The sequence below is a fragment of the Rhodococcus sp. BH4 genome, from assembly GCF_002079265.1.
Taxonomy (GTDB): Bacteria; Actinomycetota; Actinomycetes; order Mycobacteriales; family Mycobacteriaceae; genus Rhodococcus_F; species Rhodococcus_F qingshengii.
In genome coordinates, this window is sequence record NZ_CP014941.1 from 6,285,770 (window position 1) to 6,308,891 (window position 23,122).

Annotated in this window: 19 protein-coding genes; 13 read left to right on the plus strand and 6 right to left on the minus strand. The window is 63.9% G+C overall.

Annotated features, from left to right (window positions below; translation table 11 throughout):
- Positions 1 to 48 precede the first annotated feature (48 nt).
- Entirely contained in the window at positions 49 to 744 is a 696-nt protein-coding gene (locus tag A0W34_RS29155; protein ID WP_003942494.1) for a TetR/AcrR family transcriptional regulator, read from the minus strand.
- A 134-nt stretch (positions 745 to 878) separates the two neighbouring features.
- Here A0W34_RS29155 and A0W34_RS29160 point away from each other — a divergent pair, with 134 nt between their 5' ends.
- The 4 genes from A0W34_RS29160 to A0W34_RS29175 are packed head-to-tail and all read left to right on the plus strand — an operon-like array spanning position 879 to position 5,450.
- Positions 879 to 1,820, plus strand: a complete 942-nt coding sequence (locus A0W34_RS29160) for an NAD-dependent epimerase/dehydratase family protein (protein WP_081558718.1) — start codon at positions 879 to 881, stop codon at positions 1,818 to 1,820.
- Positions 1,821 to 1,874: 54 nt separating this feature from the next.
- On the plus strand, positions 1,875 to 2,498 hold the full coding sequence (locus tag A0W34_RS29165) for a TetR/AcrR family transcriptional regulator (RefSeq protein WP_081558719.1): 624 nt from the start codon (positions 1,875 to 1,877) through the stop codon (positions 2,496 to 2,498).
- On the plus strand, positions 2,482 to 4,119 hold the full coding sequence (locus tag A0W34_RS29170; RefSeq protein WP_081558720.1) for an acyl-CoA dehydrogenase family protein: 1,638 nt from the start codon (positions 2,482 to 2,484) through the stop codon (positions 4,117 to 4,119). The genes A0W34_RS29165 and A0W34_RS29170 overlap by 17 nt, the downstream gene beginning before the upstream one ends.
- Before the next feature lie 23 nt (positions 4,120 to 4,142).
- A complete protein-coding gene (locus A0W34_RS29175) occupies positions 4,143 to 5,450 on the plus strand; it encodes an MFS transporter (protein ID WP_007729119.1) in 1,308 nt (435 codons plus the stop codon).
- Here the strand turns inward: A0W34_RS29175 and A0W34_RS29180 are convergent.
- Positions 5,434 to 6,885 (minus strand): CCA tRNA nucleotidyltransferase, encoded by a 1,452-nt coding sequence (locus tag A0W34_RS29180; RefSeq protein WP_081558721.1) that lies wholly within the window; start codon positions 6,883 to 6,885, stop codon positions 5,434 to 5,436. The two genes, A0W34_RS29175 and A0W34_RS29180, sit on opposite strands and share 17 nt — an antisense overlap.
- 111 nt (positions 6,886 to 6,996) lie before the next feature.
- On the opposite strand from A0W34_RS29180, the gene A0W34_RS29185 reads away from it, so the two are divergent.
- Genes A0W34_RS29185 through A0W34_RS29205 form a run of 5 tightly spaced genes read left to right on the plus strand, consistent with a single transcriptional unit; the run spans position 6,997 to position 15,380 of the window.
- Entirely contained in the window at positions 6,997 to 7,569 is a 573-nt protein-coding gene (locus A0W34_RS29185; RefSeq protein WP_030537486.1) for an NUDIX hydrolase, read from the plus strand.
- Positions 7,566 to 9,920 (plus strand): DUF6049 family protein, encoded by a 2,355-nt coding sequence (locus A0W34_RS29190; protein ID WP_081558722.1) that lies wholly within the window; start codon positions 7,566 to 7,568, stop codon positions 9,918 to 9,920. The genes A0W34_RS29185 and A0W34_RS29190 overlap by 4 nt, the downstream gene beginning before the upstream one ends.
- Positions 9,917 to 13,936 carry a lipid II flippase MurJ gene (locus tag A0W34_RS29195; RefSeq protein ID WP_081558723.1) on the plus strand — a complete coding sequence of 1,340 codons (4,020 nt, stop codon included), beginning with the start codon at positions 9,917 to 9,919 and terminating at the stop codon, positions 13,934 to 13,936. The genes A0W34_RS29190 and A0W34_RS29195 overlap by 4 nt, the downstream gene beginning before the upstream one ends.
- A gap of 47 nt (positions 13,937 to 13,983) precedes the next feature.
- A complete protein-coding gene (sigM, locus tag A0W34_RS29200) occupies positions 13,984 to 14,610 on the plus strand; it encodes an RNA polymerase sigma factor SigM (RefSeq protein WP_081558724.1) in 627 nt (208 codons plus the stop codon).
- Between the two features lie 53 nt (positions 14,611 to 14,663).
- Positions 14,664 to 15,380, plus strand: coding sequence for a hypothetical protein (locus A0W34_RS29205; protein WP_081558725.1), 717 nt, complete (start codon positions 14,664 to 14,666; stop codon positions 15,378 to 15,380).
- Between the two features lie 9 nt (positions 15,381 to 15,389).
- On the opposite strand, the gene A0W34_RS29210 is transcribed toward A0W34_RS29205, so the two are convergent.
- Positions 15,390 to 15,956, minus strand: coding sequence for a helix-turn-helix domain-containing protein (locus A0W34_RS29210; protein ID WP_003942539.1), 567 nt, complete (start codon positions 15,954 to 15,956; stop codon positions 15,390 to 15,392).
- Positions 15,957 to 16,054: 98 nt separating this feature from the next.
- Between A0W34_RS29210 and nox the strand changes: the two genes are divergently transcribed.
- The 4 genes from nox (at position 16,055) to A0W34_RS29230 (ending at position 20,086) form a co-directional block, all read left to right on the plus strand.
- Positions 16,055 to 17,266, plus strand: coding sequence for a 4,4'-dithiodibutanoate disulfide reductase (gene nox / locus A0W34_RS29215; RefSeq protein ID WP_081558726.1), 1,212 nt, complete (start codon positions 16,055 to 16,057; stop codon positions 17,264 to 17,266).
- A 131-nt stretch (positions 17,267 to 17,397) separates the two neighbouring features.
- The gene (trxB, locus tag A0W34_RS29220) at positions 17,398 to 18,405 is read left to right on the plus strand and encodes a thioredoxin-disulfide reductase (protein WP_081558727.1); all 1,008 of its coding nucleotides are present in this window, start codon (positions 17,398 to 17,400) and stop codon (positions 18,403 to 18,405) included.
- A gap of 38 nt (positions 18,406 to 18,443) precedes the next feature.
- Positions 18,444 to 18,767, plus strand: coding sequence for a thioredoxin (gene trxA, locus A0W34_RS29225; protein WP_003942530.1), 324 nt, complete (start codon positions 18,444 to 18,446; stop codon positions 18,765 to 18,767).
- A 128-nt stretch (positions 18,768 to 18,895) separates the two neighbouring features.
- Positions 18,896 to 20,086, plus strand: coding sequence for an N-acetylmuramoyl-L-alanine amidase (locus A0W34_RS29230; RefSeq protein ID WP_003942558.1), 1,191 nt, complete (start codon positions 18,896 to 18,898; stop codon positions 20,084 to 20,086).
- A gap of 20 nt (positions 20,087 to 20,106) precedes the next feature.
- Here the strand turns inward: A0W34_RS29230 and A0W34_RS29235 are convergent, their stop codons facing one another.
- The 3 genes from A0W34_RS29235 to A0W34_RS29245 all read right to left on the minus strand — a co-directional run bounded on the left by A0W34_RS29235 (position 20,107) and on the right by A0W34_RS29245 (position 23,089).
- The gene (locus tag A0W34_RS29235) at positions 20,107 to 20,790 is read right to left on the minus strand and encodes a hypothetical protein (RefSeq protein ID WP_007729135.1); all 684 of its coding nucleotides are present in this window, start codon (positions 20,788 to 20,790) and stop codon (positions 20,107 to 20,109) included.
- A 255-nt stretch (positions 20,791 to 21,045) separates the two neighbouring features.
- Positions 21,046 to 22,086: a ParB/RepB/Spo0J family partition protein gene (locus A0W34_RS29240; protein WP_081558728.1), complete on the minus strand. Its 1,041-nt coding sequence runs from the start codon at positions 22,084 to 22,086 to the stop codon at positions 21,046 to 21,048.
- Position 22,087: 1 nt separating this feature from the next.
- Positions 22,088 to 23,089, minus strand: coding sequence for a ParA family protein (locus tag A0W34_RS29245; protein ID WP_003942510.1), 1,002 nt, complete (start codon positions 23,087 to 23,089; stop codon positions 22,088 to 22,090).
- Positions 23,090 to 23,122: the final 33 nt, after the last annotated feature.

A 23,122-nucleotide genomic window follows, 5' to 3' on the forward strand; every position in this document is an offset into this window, starting at 1 on the left:
CATCATCTCACCGACAACTGCGCGCGGAGGAACGAGACACAAGCGTGTTCAGGTCAGACCCGCCACATCGGCAAGTAGTGCCAAATGCCGCTCGAAAATCTCGCTCGCGTCGGTGAACGTATCGCTTCCGTACTGCCCGAACACCTCGAAGTTCACCGAACCGAACAGCGATACCCAGACGAGAGTTGCGCGCACCGCGGCATCCGGCGGCAGGTCGGTACCCAGTTCATTCCGCACTCCCTCGAGGTCCGCTGCCAACGTGTCACTCAGGCCCGGACCCTCTCGCACCGTCAGTGAACCCGCGCGATGGGCGGCGTCGATGATCCCGATCAGCCGGGTCACGACGAGGGTGCCGGGGCCGGTGGTCTGCTCGCCCGGAGCGTCGTAGCCGGGGACGGGGCTGCCGAACAACAGACCGTAGCGGGCCGGCTCCCGGATCGCCCAGCTGCGAACGGCGCGCCCGAGAGCAATGAACTGTCCGCGAAAATCCTCTGCTGCAACGGCATTCACGGCGGCGTCCACTTCCGCGCCCAGTTCCGTGTACCCGTCGACCACCAGCAAGGTCAGCAGTTCGTCCCGACTGGCGACATAGCGGTATACCGCTGAGGACACGACTCCCAGGTCACGCGCGACGGCGCGCAGGGACAAAGCGGCAGCGCCGACGGCAGCGAGATGCTCGCGTCCGATACGGGTGATGTCCTGCAGCGTCTGTTCGCGCGCCCGCTCACGGGGAGTTCCAACCATGAGTCCATCTTGCCCCATTCCCGAGAGCAGCATCAACAAAAGAGAGCACTGCTCTTGACAGCGTTCGGGTGCAGGTGCATTCTTGAAAACGAGAGCAGTGCTCTCAGTTCACTCGAAACAAGAAGGAGCACACCATGTCGAACCTCGAAATCGTCACCGGAGCAGGACCCGTCGGATCCGCCGTCGCACTACAGCTCGCCGAGCAGGGAATCAACGTCCGCATCCTGACCAGGTCCGGCAGCGGGCCCGAGCACCCGCTGATCGACCGCCGACGCGTCGACGTCTCGGACGCCGAGGCCCTGCGCTCGGTCAGCGAGGGCGCCACGGCCATCTACCACTGCATCCACGCTGCTTACAACGCAGCCGATTGGGAGCGGGAACTCCCGGCGGCCGAGAAGGTTGTGCTCGACGCGGCCGCATCCATCGGTGCCGTCGTGGTCTTCCCCGAAAGCCTCTACGCCTACAACTCCGACACCCTGATGACCGAATCCGATCCACGCAACGCCACCGGTGGCAAGCGTGGCGTGCGCACCGCGCTGCTGCGCGCTCGCGAGGCCTCTGCAACACCCACCGTCAGCGTCGTGGCCTCGGACTTCTTCGGTCCCCGCGTCCGCACCGCCCACGCGGGCGGGCGCATGGTTCCGAAAGTCATGGCAGGTAAGAAGATTCGTGTCATCGGTTCCGCAGATCAGCCGCACTCCTTCACCTACATCCCCGATCTCGCAGCAGCGATGATCGCGGCGGCACACAACCCCGAACTTTGGAACTCCGTCCTCCACGCACCCACCGGCCCCGCGCTCACTCAGCGCAAGATCGCCGAGGCCTTCGCCCGCGCCGCCGGGGCATCCCCCGCCAAGGTGGGTGTACTCCCCGCCTGGGTGCTCGACGCCGTCGGCAAGATCAACACCGACAGCCGCGAACTCGCTGAGATGAACTACCAGTTCACCAAGCCGTTCGTCATGGACTCGAGCGCCAGCGAAGTGCTGCTCGGACTCTCGCCGACGCCGCTCGATCAGGCCGCCGAAGCGACCGTCGCGTGGTGGCGCGAGGAACAGTCTCGCGCCGCTGCTGCCTGAACCTGCAGGTGGGGGCTCTTGACGCAAGAACGGAACGGGTGTTCACTTCTTCACATGGCCTATCGCCGCACTCCGGCAGTACAGGAAAGATTGGACGCCCAACGCGCCCGACTGCTCGAGGCCGCCACGACGGCAGTGGCAACCCACGGCTATGCGGGATGTTCCATCGCCGCGGTGGCCAAGAACGCCGGCGTCGGCACCGGGACGCTGTATCGACATTTCGACGGCAAGGGCGAATTGTTCGCCGAAGTGTTCCAATCAGTCTGCAGCCGTGAGGTATCCGCAGCTCGGGACGCCGGAGACAGCGCCCGATATCTGGAAGGCAACCACCGCTCCGCTGTATCAGCGTCGGTTCGGACCTTCGCCGAACGTGCCATGCGCGCACCGGTTCTCGCCTATGCACTGCTGGTGGAACCGGTAGATCCTCTCGTCGACGAACAGCGTCTCATGTTTCGCGAATCGTTCCGAGACTGCTTGGCCACCGCAATTCGTTCGGCAGTCGACACCGGTGAGATACCGCCACAGGACGCCACTCTGACGGCAGCGTGCATCGTCGGGGCAATCGGCGAGGCCCTGATCCTTCCACTGCGCGGAGGCACCACCGATCCCGCTGCGATCGACGCCATTCTCGCCTTCACCCTTCGATCGTTAGGGAGCTTCGATGACACCCACGCATGAAGTCACCAATCAGGTTCCGCCCCTGATCGATTACGACGCAGCCGAATACGCGCCGATCCTCGAGGCACTCCACCGTGAAGGCGCATCGGATGCACTCGAAGAGGTTCATCGAGTAGGGGTCCGCGCCGGAAGCGCGCAGGCCCAGGAGTGGGGCGATCTGGCCGAGGAGCACCCACCCGTCCTGAGAACCCACGATCGCTACGGCAACCGTATCGACGAGGTCCGCTACGACCCCGCCTATCACCAACTCATGAGCACCGCAGTGGAATTGGGACTGCACGGCGCTCCGTGGGTTGACCCGAATCCACACGCACACCTCGTCCGCGCCGCGAAGATGGCCGTGTGGGGTCAAACCGATGCCGGCCACGGCTGTCCCATCTCCATGACGTACGCCGTGATCCCCGCGCTGCGGCACAACGCGGATCTGGCCGCGCAGTACGAACCCCTCCTGACCACGCGGCACTACGATTCGGCGCTGAAAGCTCCCCTCACTAAACCCGGATTGATCGCCGGTATGTCGATGACGGAAAAACAGGGCGGTTCGGATGTTCGTGCCGGAACCACAAGGGCAGTGCCACAATCCGACGGCAGCTACCTGCTGACGGGCCACAAGTGGTTCACCTCCGCGCCGATGTCGGACGTGTTCCTCGTCCTCGCCCAGGCACCGGGTGGTCTGTCGTGCTTCTTCCTGCCTCGGGTCCTGCCGGACGGCTCGCTCAACAACATGTACCTGCAACGCTTGAAGGACAAGTTGGGCAATCATTCCAACGCGAGCAGTGAGGTCGAGTACCTCGACGCTCTCGCATGGATGGTCGGCGAGGAAGGCCGGGGCGTGCGCACCATCATCGAGATGGTCAACATGACCCGGTTGGACTGCACGATCGGCACGGCCACCGGCATGCGCGTCGGCACCATGCAGGCAGTTCACCACGCGACGCATCGAAGTGCTTTCGGCGCCAACCTGATCGACCAACCCTTGATGCGAAACGTTCTGGCAGATCTGGCTGTGGAATCGGAAGCGTCGACCACCGTCGCGATGTGGCTGGCCGCTCTGACCGACCGCGCAACCGCAGGCGATGCCCACGCCAGCGCACTACGACGCATTTCGTTGGCTGTGAGTAAGTACTTCGTCTGCAAGCGCGGACCGATCCACGCTGCCGAGGCACTCGAGTGTCTGGGCGGAAACGGATACGTGGAGGAATCCCGGATGCCGCGCCTCTATCGCGAGGCTCCGCTGCTTTCGGTGTGGGAGGGTTCCGGCAACGTCGCGGCGCTCGACACACTGCGGGCGATGGCCAAGCAACCCGAAACACTGCAGGTGTTCTTCGACGAGCTGAAACGAGCCAGTGGAGTGGACGGCCACTTCGATCAGGCCGTGCGGGATCTCCAGGTGGCATTCGGCGATTTCGACGACATCGAATACCGGGCACGAAAGATCGTCGGCGACATGGCGCTCGCTCTGCAGGCCTCGCTGTTGCTCCGCTACGGGCACCCCGCGGTGGCCGACGCGTTCTGCGCGAGTCGGCTCGGAAACAGCTGGGGGAGTGTGTTCGGAACGCTGCCGAGGGGCGTCGACGTCGCGCCGATCCTCGAGCGGGCCACCGTCAAGATCGGCGCCTGACCCACCCACTACAGTTTCCGCTTATGAACCGAGCCTCGAACCGCCGCGAGGCCTGGCAGCGCGTACTGCACACCCTGCGTGAATCACCCGGCCTCGGAAGGCTGGCGCTCGTCCGCTTTTCCAGCCAGTTCGGCGACGGAATGTTCCAGGCCGCGCTCGGCGGCGCAATCCTCTTCAACCCGGAACGCGAAACCGATCCGGTGGCGATAGCGGCCGGCTTTGCCGTACTGCTCCTTCCTTATTCGGTGATCGGCCCCTTTGCCGGCGCTCTGCTGGATCGTTGGGACCGCCGCCTGGTGCTCCTGTGGGCGAGCGTGCTCCGCGGGCTCTTCATCCTGACCACTGCGGTGCTGCTGGTCGCCGGCGGCGGTGACACTCTGTTGTTGACCTGTGCGCTTGCTGCAATCGGAGTCAGTCGCTTCGTCGGGGCAGGCGTATCCGCAGCCCTGCCGAAGGTCGTCCGACAATCGTGGCTGGTAGCAACCAATTCCGTTCTCACAACGGCTGGTTCGGTGGTAGCCGCTCTTGGTGCTTCGGCAGCGGTGGCGATCATCGGCATGATCGGCGCGGGGGATCGAGCGTCAGGCGCCGCCGTGGCCATCGCAGCACTGGGATCGGTGATCGCGGCCCTCGCCGCGGCCAGGTTCACGGCCCGCTCACTTGGTCCGGTCGCCGACGAAGTGGTCCGCGCCAGTGCCGTCCGTTCGGTGACGGCCGGACTGCGCACCGGGGCAACCGCTGTCTGGGAGGCGCCCGGCGTCACCACGGCGATGATCGGAATCGGAGCGCACCGCATCTGCTTCGGCATCAACACCCTCATCATGGTGCTGGTCCTACGCGACACCTCGAACGGCTCCCAATTACCCGGAGGGATGGCCGGATTCGGCGTCGCCGTCGGCGCCACGGCAATCGGAATGCTGATCGCGGCATTGATCACACCGTTCCTCATCCCGCGGATCGGTCGCTCACGGACGATCACCTACGCCCTGGTGTGCGCGGTTCTCGTCCAGCTCGTCTTCGTGACCACGCTGACTCAGGGGTCGCTGCTGATCGCCGCTTTCCTGCTCGGCATCGCCGGCCAGTCCGTGAAACTCAGCGGCGACGCGGCCATGCAGATCGACATCGACGACGACCGTCGAGGTCAGGTATTCGCCCTGCAGGACACCGTGTTCAACGTCGCGTTCATCGGTGCGATCGCGGCAGCGTCGACGGTGATCGCACCCGACGGCAAGAGCGTCGGCCTGGCCGTTGCCGGTGCGGGTGTCTATGCCGCCGGATTGTCAGCGGTGCTGATCAACCGCAAGAAACGAGAAACTAGCCCTGCTGGGTAGCCCACCACTTCAGCAGTTCGGCCTCGGCCTCGTCACGCTCGAGCGGGCCGCGATCCAGACGTAGTTCCTTGAGGAACGTCCATGCCTTGCCCACCTGCGGGCCGGCCGGGATGTTGAGCAGCTCCATGATGGCGTTGCCGTCGAGGTCCGGACGCACCCGAGCAAGGTCTTCCTGCTCGGCGATGCGCGCGATCCGCTCTTCGATGTCGTCGTACGTGGCCTGCAGCTGCGCGGCGCGACGCTTGTTGCGTGTGGTGCAGTCGGCCCGCACGAGCTTGTGCAAGCGGGGGAGCAGCTCGCCCGCGTCGGTAACGTACCGCCGCACCGCCGAGTCGGTCCACTGTCCCTTGCCGTAGCCGTGAAAACGCAAGTGCAGGAACACGAGCTGTGAGACGTCGTCGACCATCTGCTTCGAGAACTTCAGTGCCCGCATGCGCTTGCGCACCAGCTTGGCGCCGACCACCTCGTGGTGGTGGAAGCTGACCCCACCGCCAGGCTCGTTACGCTTGGTATCCGGCTTTCCGATGTCGTGAAGCATTGCTGCCCAACGCAATACGAGGTCCGGATCGCCTTCTTCGAGATCGATCGCCTGCTGGAGCACCGTGAGGGAGTGCTGGTAGACGTCCTTGTGCTGGTGATGCTCGTCGATCTCGAGCTTCATCTGCGGAACCTCGGGCAGCACGTATGCAGCCAGTCCGGAGTCGACCATCATGTTGATGCCGTCCACCGGGTACATGCCCAGCATCAGTTTGTTCAGCTCCACCTGCACACGCTCGGCGGTGATTCGCTCGATCTGCGACGCCATCTCCTTGATGGCCTCGAAAACACGATTGTTCAACGTGAAACCAAGCTGCGAGACGAACCGGGCAGCACGCAGCATCCGCAGCGGATCGTCGTTGAACGAGTTTTCCGGCGCCGACGGCGTATCGAGCTCTCCGGCCAACAGCGCGTCCATGCCGTTCAGCGGATCGACAAACGTGTAGGAACCGTCCGCGCCGATCTTCATCGCCATCGCGTTGACGGTGAAATCGCGGCGCACCAGATCGTCGGCCAACGTCGTGCCGTACTCGACTATCGGATTACGAGAGACGCGATCGTAAGCGTCGGCCCGGAAGGTCGTGATCTCGATCTCCTGGCCGTGCTTGATGGCGCTGATGGTCCCGAACTCGATGCCCGTGTCCCACTGCTTGTCCACCCAGCCCTTGAGCAGAGCCTGAACCTTCTCCGGCCTGGCGTCCGTCGTGAAGTCCAGATCGCCACTGAAGCGGCCGAGGATCGCGTCGCGAACACTGCCACCCACCAGGAACAGCTCGTGACCGGCCGCAGCAAAACGCTCACCGAGCGGGTTCAACACGTCGGACAACGTGCCGAGCGTTGCAGTGGCGTCGGCAAGCAGTCGTAGGCGGCGATCAGCATCGGAGGTAGGGACAGTCACGTGAAAGGAGCTTACTTAAGGTGCGCAAATAGCAGAACGCGCATACGAACGCGATAGACCGCTTTGCGCGGGTTACCGGGCAACGCTGCAACGCCAACTAGTATCGATGAGGTGTCTGGTGCCGAACGAACAAACAGGAGTCGCCGCAACCCGCGGCGTCGACCTGCCGTCGGCAACCCCGATAAACCTTTGATGCGAACCGTCCGTGAAACTTCTGCGGGCGGCTTGGTCGTCGACGGCTGGGGAGGACCCCCGGAACGCCTCTGCGCTGCACTGATCGGCCGAACCGACCGCCGCGGACGCCTGCTCTGGTCGCTACCGAAGGGCCATATCGAACAAGGTGAGACCGCTGAGCAGACCGCGATGCGTGAGGTCGAAGAAGAAACCGGTATCCAGGGAACCGTCCTGGCACCGCTGGGCAGCATCGACTACTGGTTCGTGACCGAAGGTCGACGCGTCCACAAGACCGTGCATCACTATCTCCTCCGCTTTCTCGGCGGTGAACTCTCCGACGAGGACATCGAGGTCACCGAAGTCGCTTGGGTGCCGCTGACGGAATTGCACTCGCGCCTCGCATACGCCGACGAGCGCAAACTCGCAGAACTCGCGTCCCAGATGATCGCCGAGATGCCGCGAACGGAAATACGGCAAGAACAGCGCCCGAAGGAACCGGACGCCGGATGAGAATGGCACTGCGGCGGGCCGGTGTGGCCGCTCTGGTGATGGCCGCTGTCGGTTTCGGGCCTGCAACGACGGCCGTCGCATGGGCAGCGCCGTCCAGCCAGCCCAGTGAGCGCGCCCCGGCGCGAAACACCAACGATGCCAAATTTCTGCAGCTGACTATCGACTCCACCGCACCGACCACGGTGACGACCACCAGCGACCGCAACGTCCTGGTCAAGGGCACGGTGAAGAACGTCGGTGACCGTCCCGTCGAGGACGTCGGGGTGAGGTTGCAACGTGCTCCCGCGATCGACTCCAGTTCGGACGTGCGCGCCGCACTCGACTTCGACCAGGCCGTTTTCGACACGGTCGGCGAATTCGACACCGTTGCCACCACCCTCGACACCGGCCAGTCCAAGCAGTTCACGCTCACCCTGCCGCTCCGGAGCACAACCGGGTTGTCCCTCGACATCACCGAACCCGGCGTCTACCCGATGCTCGTCAACGTGAACGGGACCCCGGAGTACGGCGGTGCCGCCCGACTCGACGACGCACGCTTCCTGCTCCCCGTCCTCGGTGTGCCGGCCGCAGCCGAATCGAACGCCACAGCCGGAACCCCCAGTTCGTCGGCCACGGCCGTCGTTCCCCCCGACACATCCGCCCCGATCGGCGTCACGCTCATGTGGCCGCTGGCCGACGCGCCACGACTCGTCGGCGGAATCCCCGGCGCGGTCAACGAGCCCGTGCGCCTGATCGACGACGAACTCGCCACCGAACTTTCCGACGGAGGGCGCCTGGACGCGTTGGTCGATGCGGTGGAGAACGCCACCAAGCCCGAGAGCGACACCGATCGCCGCGTCACGGATGCGCTCTGTCTGGCAATCGACCCCGACCTTCTGATCACCGTCGAGAACATGACTCGCGGATACCTCGTGGCCGACAACTCGTCAGATCCCACCGGACCGTCGCACGAAGGCCGCGGCAGCAACGCCGCCAACCAGTGGCTCGGCCGGGTGAAGACGCTCGCGTCCTCGATGTGCACGACGGCGGTTCCGTTCGCGCAGTCCGATCTCGCCGCGGTCACCTCGGTGGCCAATCCGGAGTTGACGGCTACCGCGCTCACACGGCCGGCGGACATCGTCGACAACATCCTCGGCGTGACCTCACTGCGAGATTTCGTCTGGCCGGATTCGGGTGTCCTCGACTCGGCCACCGCAGAGGTGCTGAGCGTGAATCCCACCACAGCGATGGTGGCTGACACTTCCGTCGACTCGGCAGCTCCGCAGCTGTCGTCGCGGATAACCGGCTCACTCGACGCGCTTGCCTTCGACACCTCGGCGGCAGCGGCGCTGGCCGCCACCGGCTCGGAGCCGCAGGTCCCGTCGTACATCCCCGACGACACCGCGCCGACCATCGACATCGAATCGCGCAGCGCCCGACGTCAGGACGCGCTGGGGGCGATGGCCTGGGCCGCGCTGACGCCGACGTCGCTGCCGCGCAATCAGATCTTCGCGCCGCCGCAACTGTGGACCGCCGACAGCAACGACGCCACGGCGGTGCTCTCGATGCTCGCGACCCTCATCCGGTCCGGGCTCGCCTCACCTCAGGCCCTGCCGGCACTGCTCGGCAGGCAACCGGGCGCGACGGACGCCGCCACGCTCGACTACCCGGACCGGGCTACCCAGGACGGTCCGCAAACGTCCGTCGTCGAGACCGCAACCACCCAACTTCCGCGTATCGACGGGCTCGAAGCTTCGCTCGTGGACGATCCGGCGGCTTCGCTCACCCCCCGGGGATTCACGGCGCCGCTCCGCGAAGATCTACTCCGTTCGATGACCTTGGCCGATCGCCGCAACGTCGACTCCGCGTCGGTCAATCGGGCGGAGCGGGCCGCGACCATCCGCGCCGACAACGTCACCGAAGCCGTCGACGGGATGTACCGGGCCGTCAGTGTGGTGTCTCCGGGCGGCGTCTACACCCTCGCGTCGGGGCAGAGTCCGCTCCTGCTGGTGGCGCGCAACGAGCTGCCCATCGCCATCAACGTCGACCTGCGTGTGGAAGCCCCACCCGAGATGCAGATCAGTGACATCGGTCCCAAACAGCTTCCGCCGCGAGGTAGCCGACAGTTGACTGTGCCCGCGGAAATGAACGATTCTCGCAAGCTGGAAGTCAACTTCTCGCTGACCACGACAGATGGCCGCCAATTGGGTACGCCGACCAGCGTGACCGTACGGTCGAATGCGTACGGTCGTCCCCTGGCCGCCGTGACGGCGACAGCGGGAGGGTTGCTGCTGTTCCTGGCAGGGCGACGGCTGTGGCATCGATTCAAGGGTCAGCCGGACCCAGCAGATGAAGGGTACGAACGCTCATGACCGGGAATCCACCCGAGGAGGGTCGCCGCTCGGCGATCACCCGCAAGAGTGCCACGACCCGCTCGCATCCTCGGATGCCACCGTGGGAGCGCGGTTACCCGATCCAGCCGGTCAACCCGGACGCACGTTTCGACGACGCACCCACCATGACCATCCCGGTGATCCGCGACTACCCCCGGTACCGCGAAGCCGAGATGGAATTCGCCGACCGGCAGACGACCACGTCGGACGAGTTCGACACCGACGCCCATGTCCAGGTCGGGGAACGCAAGGAGACGAACTCTCGACTCCTCGCGGCAACGGGTTCCATCGCGATCGCGACGCTGACGAGCCGCATCACGGGATTCGCCAAGCAGTTGATGATCCTGATGGTCCTCGGCCCCGCCATCGCCAGCTCGTTCACCGTCGCCAGCCAGATTCCGAACATGATCGCGGAACTGGTTCTGGGCGCCGTGCTGACCGCCATCGTCGTCCCCGTGCTGGTTCGCGCCGAGCGGGAGGACGCCGATCACGGCGAAGCGTTTGTCCGACGCCTCTTCACGGCGTCGCTCGTTCTACTCGGCATGGCCGCGCTGCTCGCGACCCTGGCAGCACCCGTACTCACCAAATACGTCTTCCTGTCCGAAGACGGCAAGGTCAGCACCGACCTGACCACGGCGCTGTCGTATCTGCTTCTGCCGGCAATCCTGTTCTACGGGCTGTCGGCGCTGTTCACAGCGTTTCTGAACACCAGACAGATCTTCAAGCCCGGAGCCTGGGCTCCCGTACTCAACAATGTCGTCGTCCTCGTGGTGCTCGTGGTCTATCGCCTGACTCCGGGTGAGATCTCGCTTGATCCGGTCTCGATGGGCGATGCAAAGCTGCTTACCCTCGGCATCGGCATCACCATCGGCGTCATCGTGCAGGCAGCCAGCCTGATCCCCGCGCTACGCCGCGAGAAGATCTCGCTCAAGCCGCTGTGGGGTCTCGACGACCGCCTGCGCCAGTTCGGCGGCATGGCCGTCGCCATCGTCTTGTACGTCCTGATCAGCCAGATGGGCATGATCTTCGCGACCAAGATCTCCTCCCACGCCGACGAAGCCGGCCCTGCCATCTACAGCCAGGCCTGGTTGCTCCTGCAGCTCCCGTACGGCGTGCTCGGAGTGACGGTTCTGACGGCGATCATGCCGCGCCTGAGCCGCAACGCTGCTGCCGACGACACCCCGGCCGTCGTGGACGATCTGTCGGTCGCAACGCGTCTGACCATGATCACGCTGGTTCCGATCATCATGTTCCTGACCTTCATGGGCCCGCAGGTCGGTGAAGCGCTCTACGGTTACGGCCGCTTCGGACCCGAACAGGCCGAACGACTCGGCACCGCTGTGAGCTGGTCGGCATTCACGTTGATTCCGTACGCACTGGTCCTGATCCAACTTCGAGTGTTCTACGCCCGCGAACAGGCCTGGACGCCGACGTGGATCGTTCTCGGCATCACTGCAGTGAAAATCGCTTTCTCGGCGCTCGCTCCGGTCTTCGCATCCAACAGCGATCAGGTCGTGATCCTGCTCGGTGCGGCCAACGGTCTCGGATACATCACCGGCGCCGTCATCGGCGGGTACCTCCTGCACCGCAGCCTCGGAAACCTGCAGATGTCCAACGTGGGCAAGACAGTCTGGTCCGTCGTACTCGCCTCGCTGGCCGGGTCGTTGACCATGCTCGCGGTCGACCGGGTCCTCGGATTCGATCAACTCACCGAGCGTTTCGGCGGACCTGGCTCGATGGTTCGCGTCGCCGTCGGCGGCATCCTGATGCTCGCGATCACCTTCACGATTCTCTACTTCAAGAAGGTTCCGGAAGTCCTGTCGGTAACGGTTGCGGTCTCCCGCAAGATTCGTTCACTGACAGGTCGCGCCGAACCGGACACACGTAACAACACCGACGACGACGTCACCGAGCTGATTCCTGCAATCAGAACGGAATCAAACGAGCAAGAACGACCGGGTGCGCTCCCGTACCCTGGTCGTGGGCGTACAGGATCGCAACCCGCGCGTATTCGGGGACGGGCTATCGATGGAGAAGGAGCGAGGGTGAGCGACGACAACGTTTCCGGCAACAAGAGTGCCGGGACTTCTGCCGTGAAAGCGTCCGAACAGAAGTCAACGGCATCGTCGGGCACACCTGCATCCACGAGTTCCTCCGCATCTGCCGGCCAGAAGCCACAGCAGGGTCAGAAGCCACAGCAGCCCGCACAGCGACCGCAGCAGGGCCAAAGCCCGCAGGGTCAGAAGCCGCAGCCGCCGGTGCAGAAGGCCGCTCCGCCGGTACCTCCGGTCAGTGTGTCCAAGACACCTTCGGCGCCCGTGTCGAAGACACCTTCAGCACCGGTCTCGAAGACACCCGCGCCGAAGACGCCTGCTCCGGACAAGAAGGCACCCGAATCTCAGAACACGGCTGCCGCTCAGACACCGCCCACTGCACCTCGCACACCTGCCGCCGGATCCGCATCACGACCGGCCCAGCGACCGATGCCCCGTGGACCGAAGCTCATCCCGGGCGCATCTGTCGCCGGCGGACGCTACCGTCTGCTCGCGCCGCACGGCGGAACCCGCGGACTGCAGTTCTGGGAAGCTCTCGACGTCAAGCTCGACCGTGAAGTAGCCCTGACGTTCGTCGACGCCGATCAGCGCGGTGACGACGACAGCCAGTCCGGACCGCAGGCAGTTCTCTCACGCACTCTGCGCCTGGGACGAATCAACTCGCCCGGTCTGGCTCGCGTCCTCGACGTCGTCCGCGGAAGCTCGGGCGGCATCGTCGTCGCCGAATGGACTCCCGGCCGTTCGCTGCGTGAGATGGCCGAGACGACGCCGTCGCCGATCGGTGCGGCCCGCGCCATTCGCGCCCTCGCGGCGGCTGCCGAAGCTGCTCACCGCACCGGCGGTGCGCTGTCCATCGACCACCCGGACCGCGTTCGCATCAGCATCAACGGTGACGCCGTACTGGCGTTCCCGGCGACGCTTGCCGACGCCGATTCCACCAGCGACGTCCGCGGTCTCGGCGCCATGCTGTACTCGCTCATCACGGCGCGCTGGCCGCTCGCCGATCCGTCCGCCGGTCCCGTCGGTGGTTTGCTTCCCGCCGGCCGCGGCGCCGACGGGAACATCGTCGAGCCTCGGGTCGTCCGTCCGGAGGTTCCGTTCGACATCTCGGCCGTTGCGGTTCGAGCGTTGCAGTCGGAGAGTGGAATCCGCACTGCTGCCACCGTGCAGCACATCCTCGATCAGGCGTCCGTCGTCAACGACAAGACGGAAATGATTCCGGCACTTCGTCTCGGCCACCGCGAACAGGGTGCGTCGGGTCATGCACTGAACGACCCCGAAGCCATCGAGGCCGAGAAGAAGAAGTCGACGCGGATGCTCGCGGCACTGACGGCGCTCGGTGTCTTCACCGTGATCGTCCTGATTCTCCTTGTGGTGTGGGTAGCGAGCTTCCTCTCGGGTGGCAGTAACGACACCCCGCTCAGCGAGCAGAGTTTCGGACTGACCACCGAAGCCACTGCGCCCGAGAACAATTCACCGGCGCCCGCACCGGCGGCAGCAACCGTTCCGGTAGCTTCCTCGGCCGTAACGGTGTTCTCACCCCAGGGAACGCCGGATCAGCCGGCAACAGCGAAGAACGCCATCGACGGCAATCCGGCCACCGCATGGTCGTCGGATTCGTACTTCCAGCCGTTCCCGTCGCTGAAGAACGGTGTCGGCCTGATGGTGACGCTTGCCGATGCCGCCAACCTGAAGAACGTTGCGATCACGTCTGATTCGCCGGGAACCGTCGTTGAAATCCGTTCTGCCCCTTCTGCGAATACTTCGCTGGATCAGACCAAGGAAATCGGATCGGGTGTCCTGAAGAACGGCGTGACCGACATTCCAGTCACGTCGGACGGCTCGGGTCAGTATGTCCTGGTTTGGATTACGCAGCTCAGCACCGAATCCGGACAAAACCAGACATCCATCTCGGAGATTGCATTCACTGCTGCAAAGTGATCGCCCTTGGCCCTTCTGAAACCTACCGACTGGGCTAATATCCGCCCGTGCACAGTTATCGGGGGGGCACCGGGGGCGGAGCCGGAAAATTCGAATCCAGAAGTTTCGAGAACAAGAATCTCGAGGCGACGGATTTCGAATTGTTGACTGCTCATGTCGAGGGCGATCGGCATGCGTTCCGTGAACTACTGACCAGGCATCAGGATCATCTATGGCACGTTGCCCGGCGTACGAGCTACTCGGACGAGGACGCGGCCGACGCGCTCCAGGAAGGCCTGCTGTCCGCGCACCGCAAGGCGGCGAAGTTCCGCGGCGACGCGGCGGTGCGCAGTTGGCTCCACACCATCGTGGTCAATTCCTGCCTCGACCGGATCCGACGCAACAAATCACGGGCCGCGTTCTCTCTGTCTTCGGAGAACGCGGAGGAACCCCGCGATCACCGCGACTATGCGGCGACAGTGGACATGAGCCTGACCGTCGAACAGGCACTGGCATCGCTGCCGCCTGAGCAGCGTGCTGCCGTCGTCGCCGTCGATGTCGAGGGGTATCCGGTAGCCGAGGCCGCCGAGAGGTTGGGAGTGCCCGTAGGGACCGTGAAGAGTCGCTGCGCCCGCGCGCGCAAGCGTCTTGCCGCCCAGTTGGAGGACTTTCGCGAAGGCGGGAACCATTCGTGAACCGGCCGCGTCCTATCTTGTAAGGGTCCGCATCGACTGCCGAGGGAGGGTTCATGACAGATCCGTCTGTTCGCGTTCCGTCGCCTCCGTTTTCAGAAGACCTACTCGCAGATCTTCACGCCGGGGTTCTCGATTCCGAAACCAGTGCGGCTCTGTGGCCGGTGGTACACGCAGATCCTGACGCCCATGCATTTGTCACCGCCCTTGACGGCGTCACGGCATCACTCGCGACACTGAACTCGCGCGAGGCCTCTCACGAACGGATTCCGAATTCGCTTGCCGAGCGAATCAATTCGGCACTGGATCTACAGTCAGAACAGCTGGAGCCGCAAGCTGAGGCATCTGTCGTGCCGTTCCGGCGGCGCCCACAAGCGTGGGTTCTCGGTGCCGCAGCAGCCGTGTTGGCGGCCTTCGTGATCGTTGTTATCGGAACCCGAGATTCCGAACCCGCCGAAAGTGTTGTCGCTCAACCGAGCACACCGGCGACGTCTGCTGTCGACGATCCGGATTCGGCGTCTCTGCTCTCACTCGTCGGATCCAAAAACCTTGGACCACTGGATGATCCATCCAAACTTGCCGGATGCCTACGCGCCAACGGCATCGACGAGGGCCGGCCTTTGCTCGGTTCCGGCGAGATTCGCATCGACGGGGCGCCGGCGATAGTCCTACTCTTCACGGGATCGCAGCCGCGTCAGATCACCGCACTGACTGTCGGCATCAACTGCAGCGACGGGAATCCGAATACGTTGTCGGTCAAGAACATCGGCTGACGTCGACGGTCAGCGCGGCGATGCCGCCGGGAGTAAGAGCTCGAGGATTCTTTCGCGTAGCGCATCTGTATCGTCCTCGACCGCTATCAGACTCGAAAACATCGCTGCCCCGGCCGCCAGAACCAGCACGGCCTTGGCATCGAGCAGTGCCGATTCAGGATCTTCGGCGTTCTGAAGGAACAGTTGCGTACTCGGTCCACTGAACCCGCGCCACAATTCGTTGCGCAGGTCGTCGTGGTCGCGCAGGGCCGCCAGCAATCCTGGCGACGCGGCGCGAACCTCGGGACGGGAGAAGAGCTGAGCACTTCCCTCCACCACCCAACGGATCCAGCCGTCGCGATCGGTGCCCTCGAACGGTGTCAGGTCCGGTGTCGCCCCCAGGATCGACCCGAGAACAAGATGTGCCTTCGACGGCCATCGCCGCGACATCGAGGCTCGGCTGACTCCTGCCCGTGCCGCGATCGCCCGGAGACTGAGTTGATCCCAACCGACCTCGAGGAGCATCGCTCGGGTGACCTCGAGGACTGTGTCGTCGATGCGTGGGTCTCGTGGGCGACCTGATCCTGTGGCATTCATCGTGTCGAATTGTCGGACAGATTGGGAGTAGGCGCTATATCGTCGTAGTTACGAGTCCACTGGCATCGTAAAGATCAGGCCGCCGCAGGAAGTTGAAAATGACCACAGCGCCCACACCGTCGATATTCGAACCCGCACGTCTCGGCCCTCTGACCTTGCGCAACCGCATCGTCAAAGCTGCAACGTTCGAGGGCGTCATGCCCCGGGGAGCGGTCTCGGACGATCTGATCAACTTCCACGCCGAGGTGGCCCGCGGCGGGGCCGCGATGACCACTGTCGCCTACTGCGCCGTCTCACCAGGTGGACGAGTCCACCGCGACACCCTTGTCATGGACGAGCGCGCGCTGCCGGGACTACGCAGACTGACCGACGCCGTCCACGCCGAAGGCGCACTTGCTGCGGCGCAGATCGGCCACGCGGGACTGGTCGCCAACACGCTCTCCAACAAGACGAAGACTCTGGCGCCGTCGACCCGGCTGAGTCCGCCCGCGATGGGCCTCGTCAAGGGCGCGACACTCGCCGAACTCGACGGTGTCGTCTCCGACTTCGAACGGACCGCTCGCATCGCCGTGGACGCAGGATTCGACGCCATCGAGGTCCATCTCGGCCACAACTACCTCCTCAGTTCGTTCATGAGCCCCAATCTGAACAAGCGCCACGATCGATACGGTGGCAGCGTCGCCAAGCGCGCCGAGTATCCGCGTCGAGTCGTCGAAGCGGTGCGACGGGCCGCTGGATCCAGCGTGGCGGTCACCGCGAAATTCAACATGTCCGATGGGGTGCCGAAAGGTCTGTGGCTCGACCAGAGCCTGCCGATCGCCCAGATCCTCGAAGCCGACGGCCACCTCGACGCGATGCAATTGACCGGTGGCAGTTCACTTCTCAACGGAATGTACTTCTTCCGCGGCGAGGTCCCACTGGCTGAGTTTGTCGCCTCCCAACCCAAACTCGTCGGGTACGGGCTGAAGTTCTACGGTCCCAAACTCTTTCCGACGTACCCGTTCGAGGAGGGCTTCTTCCTGCCCTTCGCCCGTCAGTTCCGACAGGCGCTGAGGATGCCACTGATCCTGCTCGGCGGCATCAACCGCGTCGACACCATCGAGCACGCACTGGATGAAGGATTCGAATTCGTCGCCATGGCGCGTGCGCTCCTCAGGGACCCACAACTGGTCAACAAATTCCAAGCCGAGAGCGTCGACGAGGGGTTGTGTATCCACTGCAACAAGTGCATGCCCACCATCTACACCGGCACGCGCTGTGTGGTTCGGGACGCGCTGGTGGTTCGGGAGGCACCGCGCCCCGCCCAGTGACACCCGCGCTGTGAGCTGCCGGCTGTGAGCCACTTTCCAGCGGAGTGCGGGAACAACACCCCTTATCCTGGTGTTGATCGGTACGGCTCTCCAAGAAGCGGAGGGTCTGCACTCACTATTGGAAGGCTCGCATGACCACCCAGCTGGAAAACACGCCCGCGGTCCATGACGTCATCATTGTCGGTTCCGGACCGGCCGGCTACACCGCTGGTGTCTACACCGCGCGCGCTGAGCTCCAGCCCCTGCTGTTCGAGGGAACCCAGTTCGGTGGCGCCCTCATGACCACCACCGAGGTCGAGAACTTCCCCGGATTCCGCGAAGGAATCATGGGCCCCGACCTGATGGAACAGATGCGTGAGCAGGCACTTCGCTTCGATACCGACATCCGCACCGAGGACGTCGAAGAGATCGATCTCAGCGGCCCGATCAAGACGGTCGTCGCGAACGGCGAAACGTACGCCGCGCACGCGATCATCCTCGCCATGGGCGCGGCAGCCCGTTACCTCGGCATTCCCGGTGAAGAACGCCTCCTCGGCCGCGGCGTCAGCGCCTGCGCCACCTGCGACGGCTTCTTCTTCCGTGACCAGGACATCGTCGTGGTCGGCGGCGGCGACTCCGCGATGGAAGAGGCAACCTTCCTGACCCGCTTCGCTCGCTCGGTCACCCTGGTGCACCGCCGCGAGGAATTCCGCGCCTCACGGATCATGCTCGAGCGCGCCAAGGCCAACGAGAAGATCCGCTTCCTGACCAACGCGGAGCCCGTCGAGGTCCTCGGCGAGAACAGCGTCACCGGGCTCGTCGTTCGTGACACCGTCACGGGTGAGACCTCCACACTCGAGATCACCGGCATGTTCGTCGCCATCGGCCACGACCCGCGCAGTGAGCTCGTCAAGAGCCAGGTCGATCTCGACGACGCCGGATACGTGCGCGTCGCTCCCGGTTCCACCGCGACCTCCGTCGACGGCGTCTTCGCTGCCGGTGACCTGGTCGATCACACGTACCGTCAGGCGATCACCGCTGCCGGCACCGGATGCTCCGCAGCAATCGACGCCGAACGCTGGCTGGCCGACCGCGGCGACATCACCGCGAACACGCTCGACGCAGCCGGCCACGCGGTCGACGTCGTCGGCGCTCCCTGATTCACCAAGCTGTCGTACCCAACCCTCGAGGAGTAACAGTGTCGAATACCGTCACCATCACCGACGATTCCTTCAAGCAGGACGTCCTGGGCAGCGACAAGCCCGTTCTGGTCGATTTCTGGGCAACCTGGTGCGGCCCGTGCAAGATGGTCGCCCCGGTACTCGAGGAGATCGCCGGTGAGAACAGCGAGAAGCTGACCGTCGCAAAGCTCGACATCGACGCCAACCCGGCGGCCGCCCGCGATTTCCAGGTCATGTCGATCCCGACGATGATCCTGTTCAAGGACGGCAAGCCGATCAAGACGATCGTCGGCGCCAAGGGCAAGGCCGCACTGCTCAAGGACCTCGCAGACGTTCTCTGACGGCTGGATGAGCATCGTGGATTCTCGCAATCCACAGAATTTCTGAGATAATCGATCGATGTGCCTGATCGGGTCTACGACCAGGCACATCGATCGAATTCGTTAACCGATCCGAGAGGCTTTCACGCATGCACAGACTCCGACACGGCGATCACGGCCCGGCCGTCGCCGAGATTCGGGGCACATTGACGAAGCTGGGATACCTCCATCACGGAACTTCCGGTATTCGACGTGAAAGCGCCGACGGTGCCCACTGGGTTGCACCCGACGCCATCTTCGATCATCAACTCGACAGCGCCGTTCGCGCCTTCCAGCAGCAGCGTGGGCTCCTTGTCGACGGCATCGTGGGCCCGGCCACCTATCGGTCACTTCGCGAGGCCTCGTACCGCCTGGGCGCCCGTACGTTGATTTACCAGCTTTCTGCGCCGCTGTACGGCGACGACGTCGCAGCTCTGCAGGCCAAATTGCAGGACCTCGGCTTCTACGCAGGTCGGGTCGACGGTTTCTTCGGCCCGCAGACCCACGAATCTCTCTCGTCTTTCCAGCGTGAAATCGGGATTGCCGCCGACGGTATCTGCGGACCGCAGACACTGCGTTCGCTGGAACTGCTGGGAACTCGCGTCACCGGCGGATCGCCGCACGCGATCAGCGAAGAGGAGCTGGTGAGGCGCAAGGGCCCACAACTGGGCGGCAAGCGCATCGTGATCGATCCAGGCCTCGGTGGTCCGTCCACCGGCACCATCGTCAACGGCATCTCCGAAGCCGACATCCTGTGGGATCTGGCTATGCGCCTCGAGGGGCGGATGGCAGCAACCGGGATGGAAACCTTCCTCTCCCGCCCGCACAACGCCGATCCGAGCGAGGCCGAGCGCGCGCTGACGTCCAACGCATTCGACGCCGATCTGATGATCTCCCTGCGCTGCGACAGCAACTCGAGCCCGTCGGCGAACGGCGTCGCGAGCTTCCACTTCGGAAATTCGCACGGTTCGGTCTCGATGATCGGGCAGGTGCTGACCGGTTTCGTTCAGCGCGAGATCGTTGCGCGAACTCCGTTGCGGGACTGCAGAACTCACGGTCGAACGTGGGAGTTGTTGCGCCTGACCAACATGCCGACAGTACAGATCGACCTCGGCTACCTGTCCAACGCGTCCGACGTTGCGGTACTGACGAATCCGCGGATGCGTGACACCATCGCCGAAGCCATCTTGATCTCGGTCAAGCGGCTGTACCTGCTGGGTCAAGACGATCAGCCGACCGGCACCTTCACCTTCGCCGAGCTTCTCGCAGAAGAACTTTCGGTAGCCGACCGCATTTCGTAGATCCTGCGGTCGGCACCTGCTCACACTCTGGCGAGTTCGCTGATCTCCACCATTTCGAGAGCTGCGGCCTTCAATAGACGGTCGAGGGCTTCTTCGACGTCGACTTTCCATTCGTGATCTCGATTGAGTTCGAGACGAAGGCGCGGATAACGATGGTGCGGTGCCACGACCTCGAAACCGTAATCCTCGAGGAACTCGGCACTGATCATGCATTCCGCGGGTGAACATTCCAGAGCAGCCGTTGCACTGGCCACGTCGGAAGCAGGCCCCAAGTCGTCGCTACGGATACCGAATGCCTCGAGCGCACGAACTCCTCGTCGGACCAGATCTGTCACGACAGCGGCCAGCAGGCTCGGCCCTAGTTCTTCCTCTATGCCCGAGGGCTCGAGGCGAAGGCTTGTGAGAAGCACTGCGTCCGAGCTGACCGGGCTGGTGGGAAACAGTTGCGCGCGCGGGATCATGCGGGGAGGGGCGTACAACGCACTGCCGAGCGGCTTTCCGTCGCGGACGGCGACCTGTCCGCACGAACCCCACTCGAGCATGACCATCGACAGCCAGGCTTCCTTCTCGAATTCCTGATCACAGAATCCTCGGGCGTCATGAAGCGCGCCCGGGTCCATCTCCCAGAACACGCATCGGCGCGCATGGGCGGAAAGCTGATCGAGGCTGTCGAGTGTGAGAGAGGTGATGACGTGAGTCGACACTGACTAACTCACTCTCCGTAGGTCCCCGAAGCGGTTTTGATGCTCGCCCGCCGCTTTTCTCTTCTCCAGGATAGGCCAGCTACGACATGTCGGCAGTGGCACGAGAGTTGATCGCCCTAATGTATTGCTGTTCAACATCTTTCGTCCCGGTTCAAGATTTCGAGAAGCTCGGACCACCTAGATTTGTCACAGTGACGAAAATAGGTGGTGTGTCCGGTCATCATGATTACGTCACCAAACGGGCATCCGAGTTCTCTACTTGGATTTCTGTGCTTCCATCATTCCGACGATGCGTTGTAGGTCGTCGACCGAGCCGAATTCGACCACAATCTTTCCCTTCCGCTTGCCCAGACTGACTGTCACCCGAGTGTCGAACGAGTCCGACAATCGCTCGGCCACATCCTGCAGACCCGGCATCACGATGGGCTTGCGCTTCTGTGGGGGAGCGATCTCATTATCCGCCCGGTTGGCGAGAGTGACTGCTTCCTCCGTCGCGCGAACAGACATTCCTTCCGCGACGATGCGCGCCGCCATGACCTCCTGAGCGTCGGCACCCGCCTCGAGGGACAGCAGTGCACGAGCATGGCCGGCCGAAAGTACACCGGCCGCAACGCGACGCTGAACCGCCACCGGCAGCTTCAGCAGACGAATCATGTTGGTCACGACGGGACGCGAACGTCCGATCCGATTGGCCAATTCTTCGTGGGTGACTTCGAACTCCTCGAGCAGCTGCTGATACGCCGCTGCCTCCTCGAGGGGGTTCAGTTGCACTCGATGGATGTTCTCGAGGAGCGCGTCGCGCAGCATCGAGTCGTCATCTGTTTCACGAATGATCGCCGGAATCTTCTCCAGCCCGGCTTCCTGGCTCGCGCGCCAGCGACGCTCACCCATGACAAGTTGGTACTTGTCACCGTGACGACGGACCACGATCGGCTGCATCAAGCCGAACTCGCGGATCGAGTGAACCAACTCCGCGAGTGCTTCCTCGTCGAAAACGCTGCGAGGCTGCTTCGGGTTCGTCTCGATCAGGCTCGGTTCGATCTCGAGATAGACCGCGCCGGTCGGCTCGAGTTCGGTCTCCGGCTCAGCTTCCACCGGAGCCTTCCCAGCCGACGCCTTGGTGGCTTTCGGCGTTTTCGGGGCCGCTTTGGTCGGTGGGGGAGGGGAGGGGTTGCGCTTGTCGACGCCGATTACGACGTCCGCTGCAGCCGATCCCAGACCCGGCGCCGTGGCCGGCCCAGTGGGGATGAGAGCAGCCAAGCCGCGGCCCAATCCACCTTTGCGTGCTTGACTCATCTCACTGCTCCTGGGTCGTCGTGGTGGCAGAGCGGGCGGCAAGTTCACGGCCGGCGTCGAGGTAACTCATGGCGCCACGCGAACCCGGGTCGTAGTCGAGAACTGTCATCCCGTATCCGGGAGCCTCGGACACCTTCACGCTGCGCGGAATCACAGCGCGCAGAACGGCCTCACCGAAGTGCTTGCGTACTTCTTCGGCGACCTGGTCGGCCAGCTTGGTGCGCCCGTCGTACATCGTCAGAAGGACGGTGGAGACATGCAGATCCGGGTTGAGATGAGCCTGGACGAGTTCGATGTTGCGGAGCAACTGACCGACCCCCTCGAGGGCGTAGTACTCGCACTGGATCGGGATCAGAACTTCCTTGGCAGCGACCATCGCGTTGACGGTCAGCAGTCCCAGCGAGGGCGGGCAGTCGATGAGGACGAAGTCGACGTCAAGCTCTGCTAGCACCTTGTCGTTGAGCGCGCCTTTGAGTCGATTCTCGCGGGCAACCATGGAGACCAATTCGATCTCGGCGCCCGCCAGATCGATCGTTGCCGGGATGCAGAGAAGGCGCTCACTGTGCGGGCTGGTCTGGATCGCCTCCGGGGCCTTCACTTCGCCTATGAGCAGCTCGTAGCTCGACGGGGTGCCCGAGGTATGGACGACGCCCAGAGCGGTGCTGGCGTTGCCCTGAGGGTCCAAATCGACCACAAGGACAGTGAGCCCTTGAAGAGCGAGCGCCGACGCAAGGTTCACCGTGGTCGTCGTCTTGCCGACGCCACCCTTCTGGTTCGCGATGGTGATCACGCGGCGGAACGCCGGCTTCGGCAGCGTCACCGAATGGGGATGAAGCACTTGGCTCGCTCGATGCGCGGCCGCCCCGATGGGGGTCTCCTCCGAGGAGATCGCCGCGTAGGGGGCGGTGAAATTGTCGTCGTCGTTGACGATCTGATCCGCACCCGCACTCGTGTGCTGCTTCGGTGTTTCACGTGAAACGGCGGATTCAGATCGACCCGACATTGACTGCTCCTTCGATTGGGAATCGATCACTAG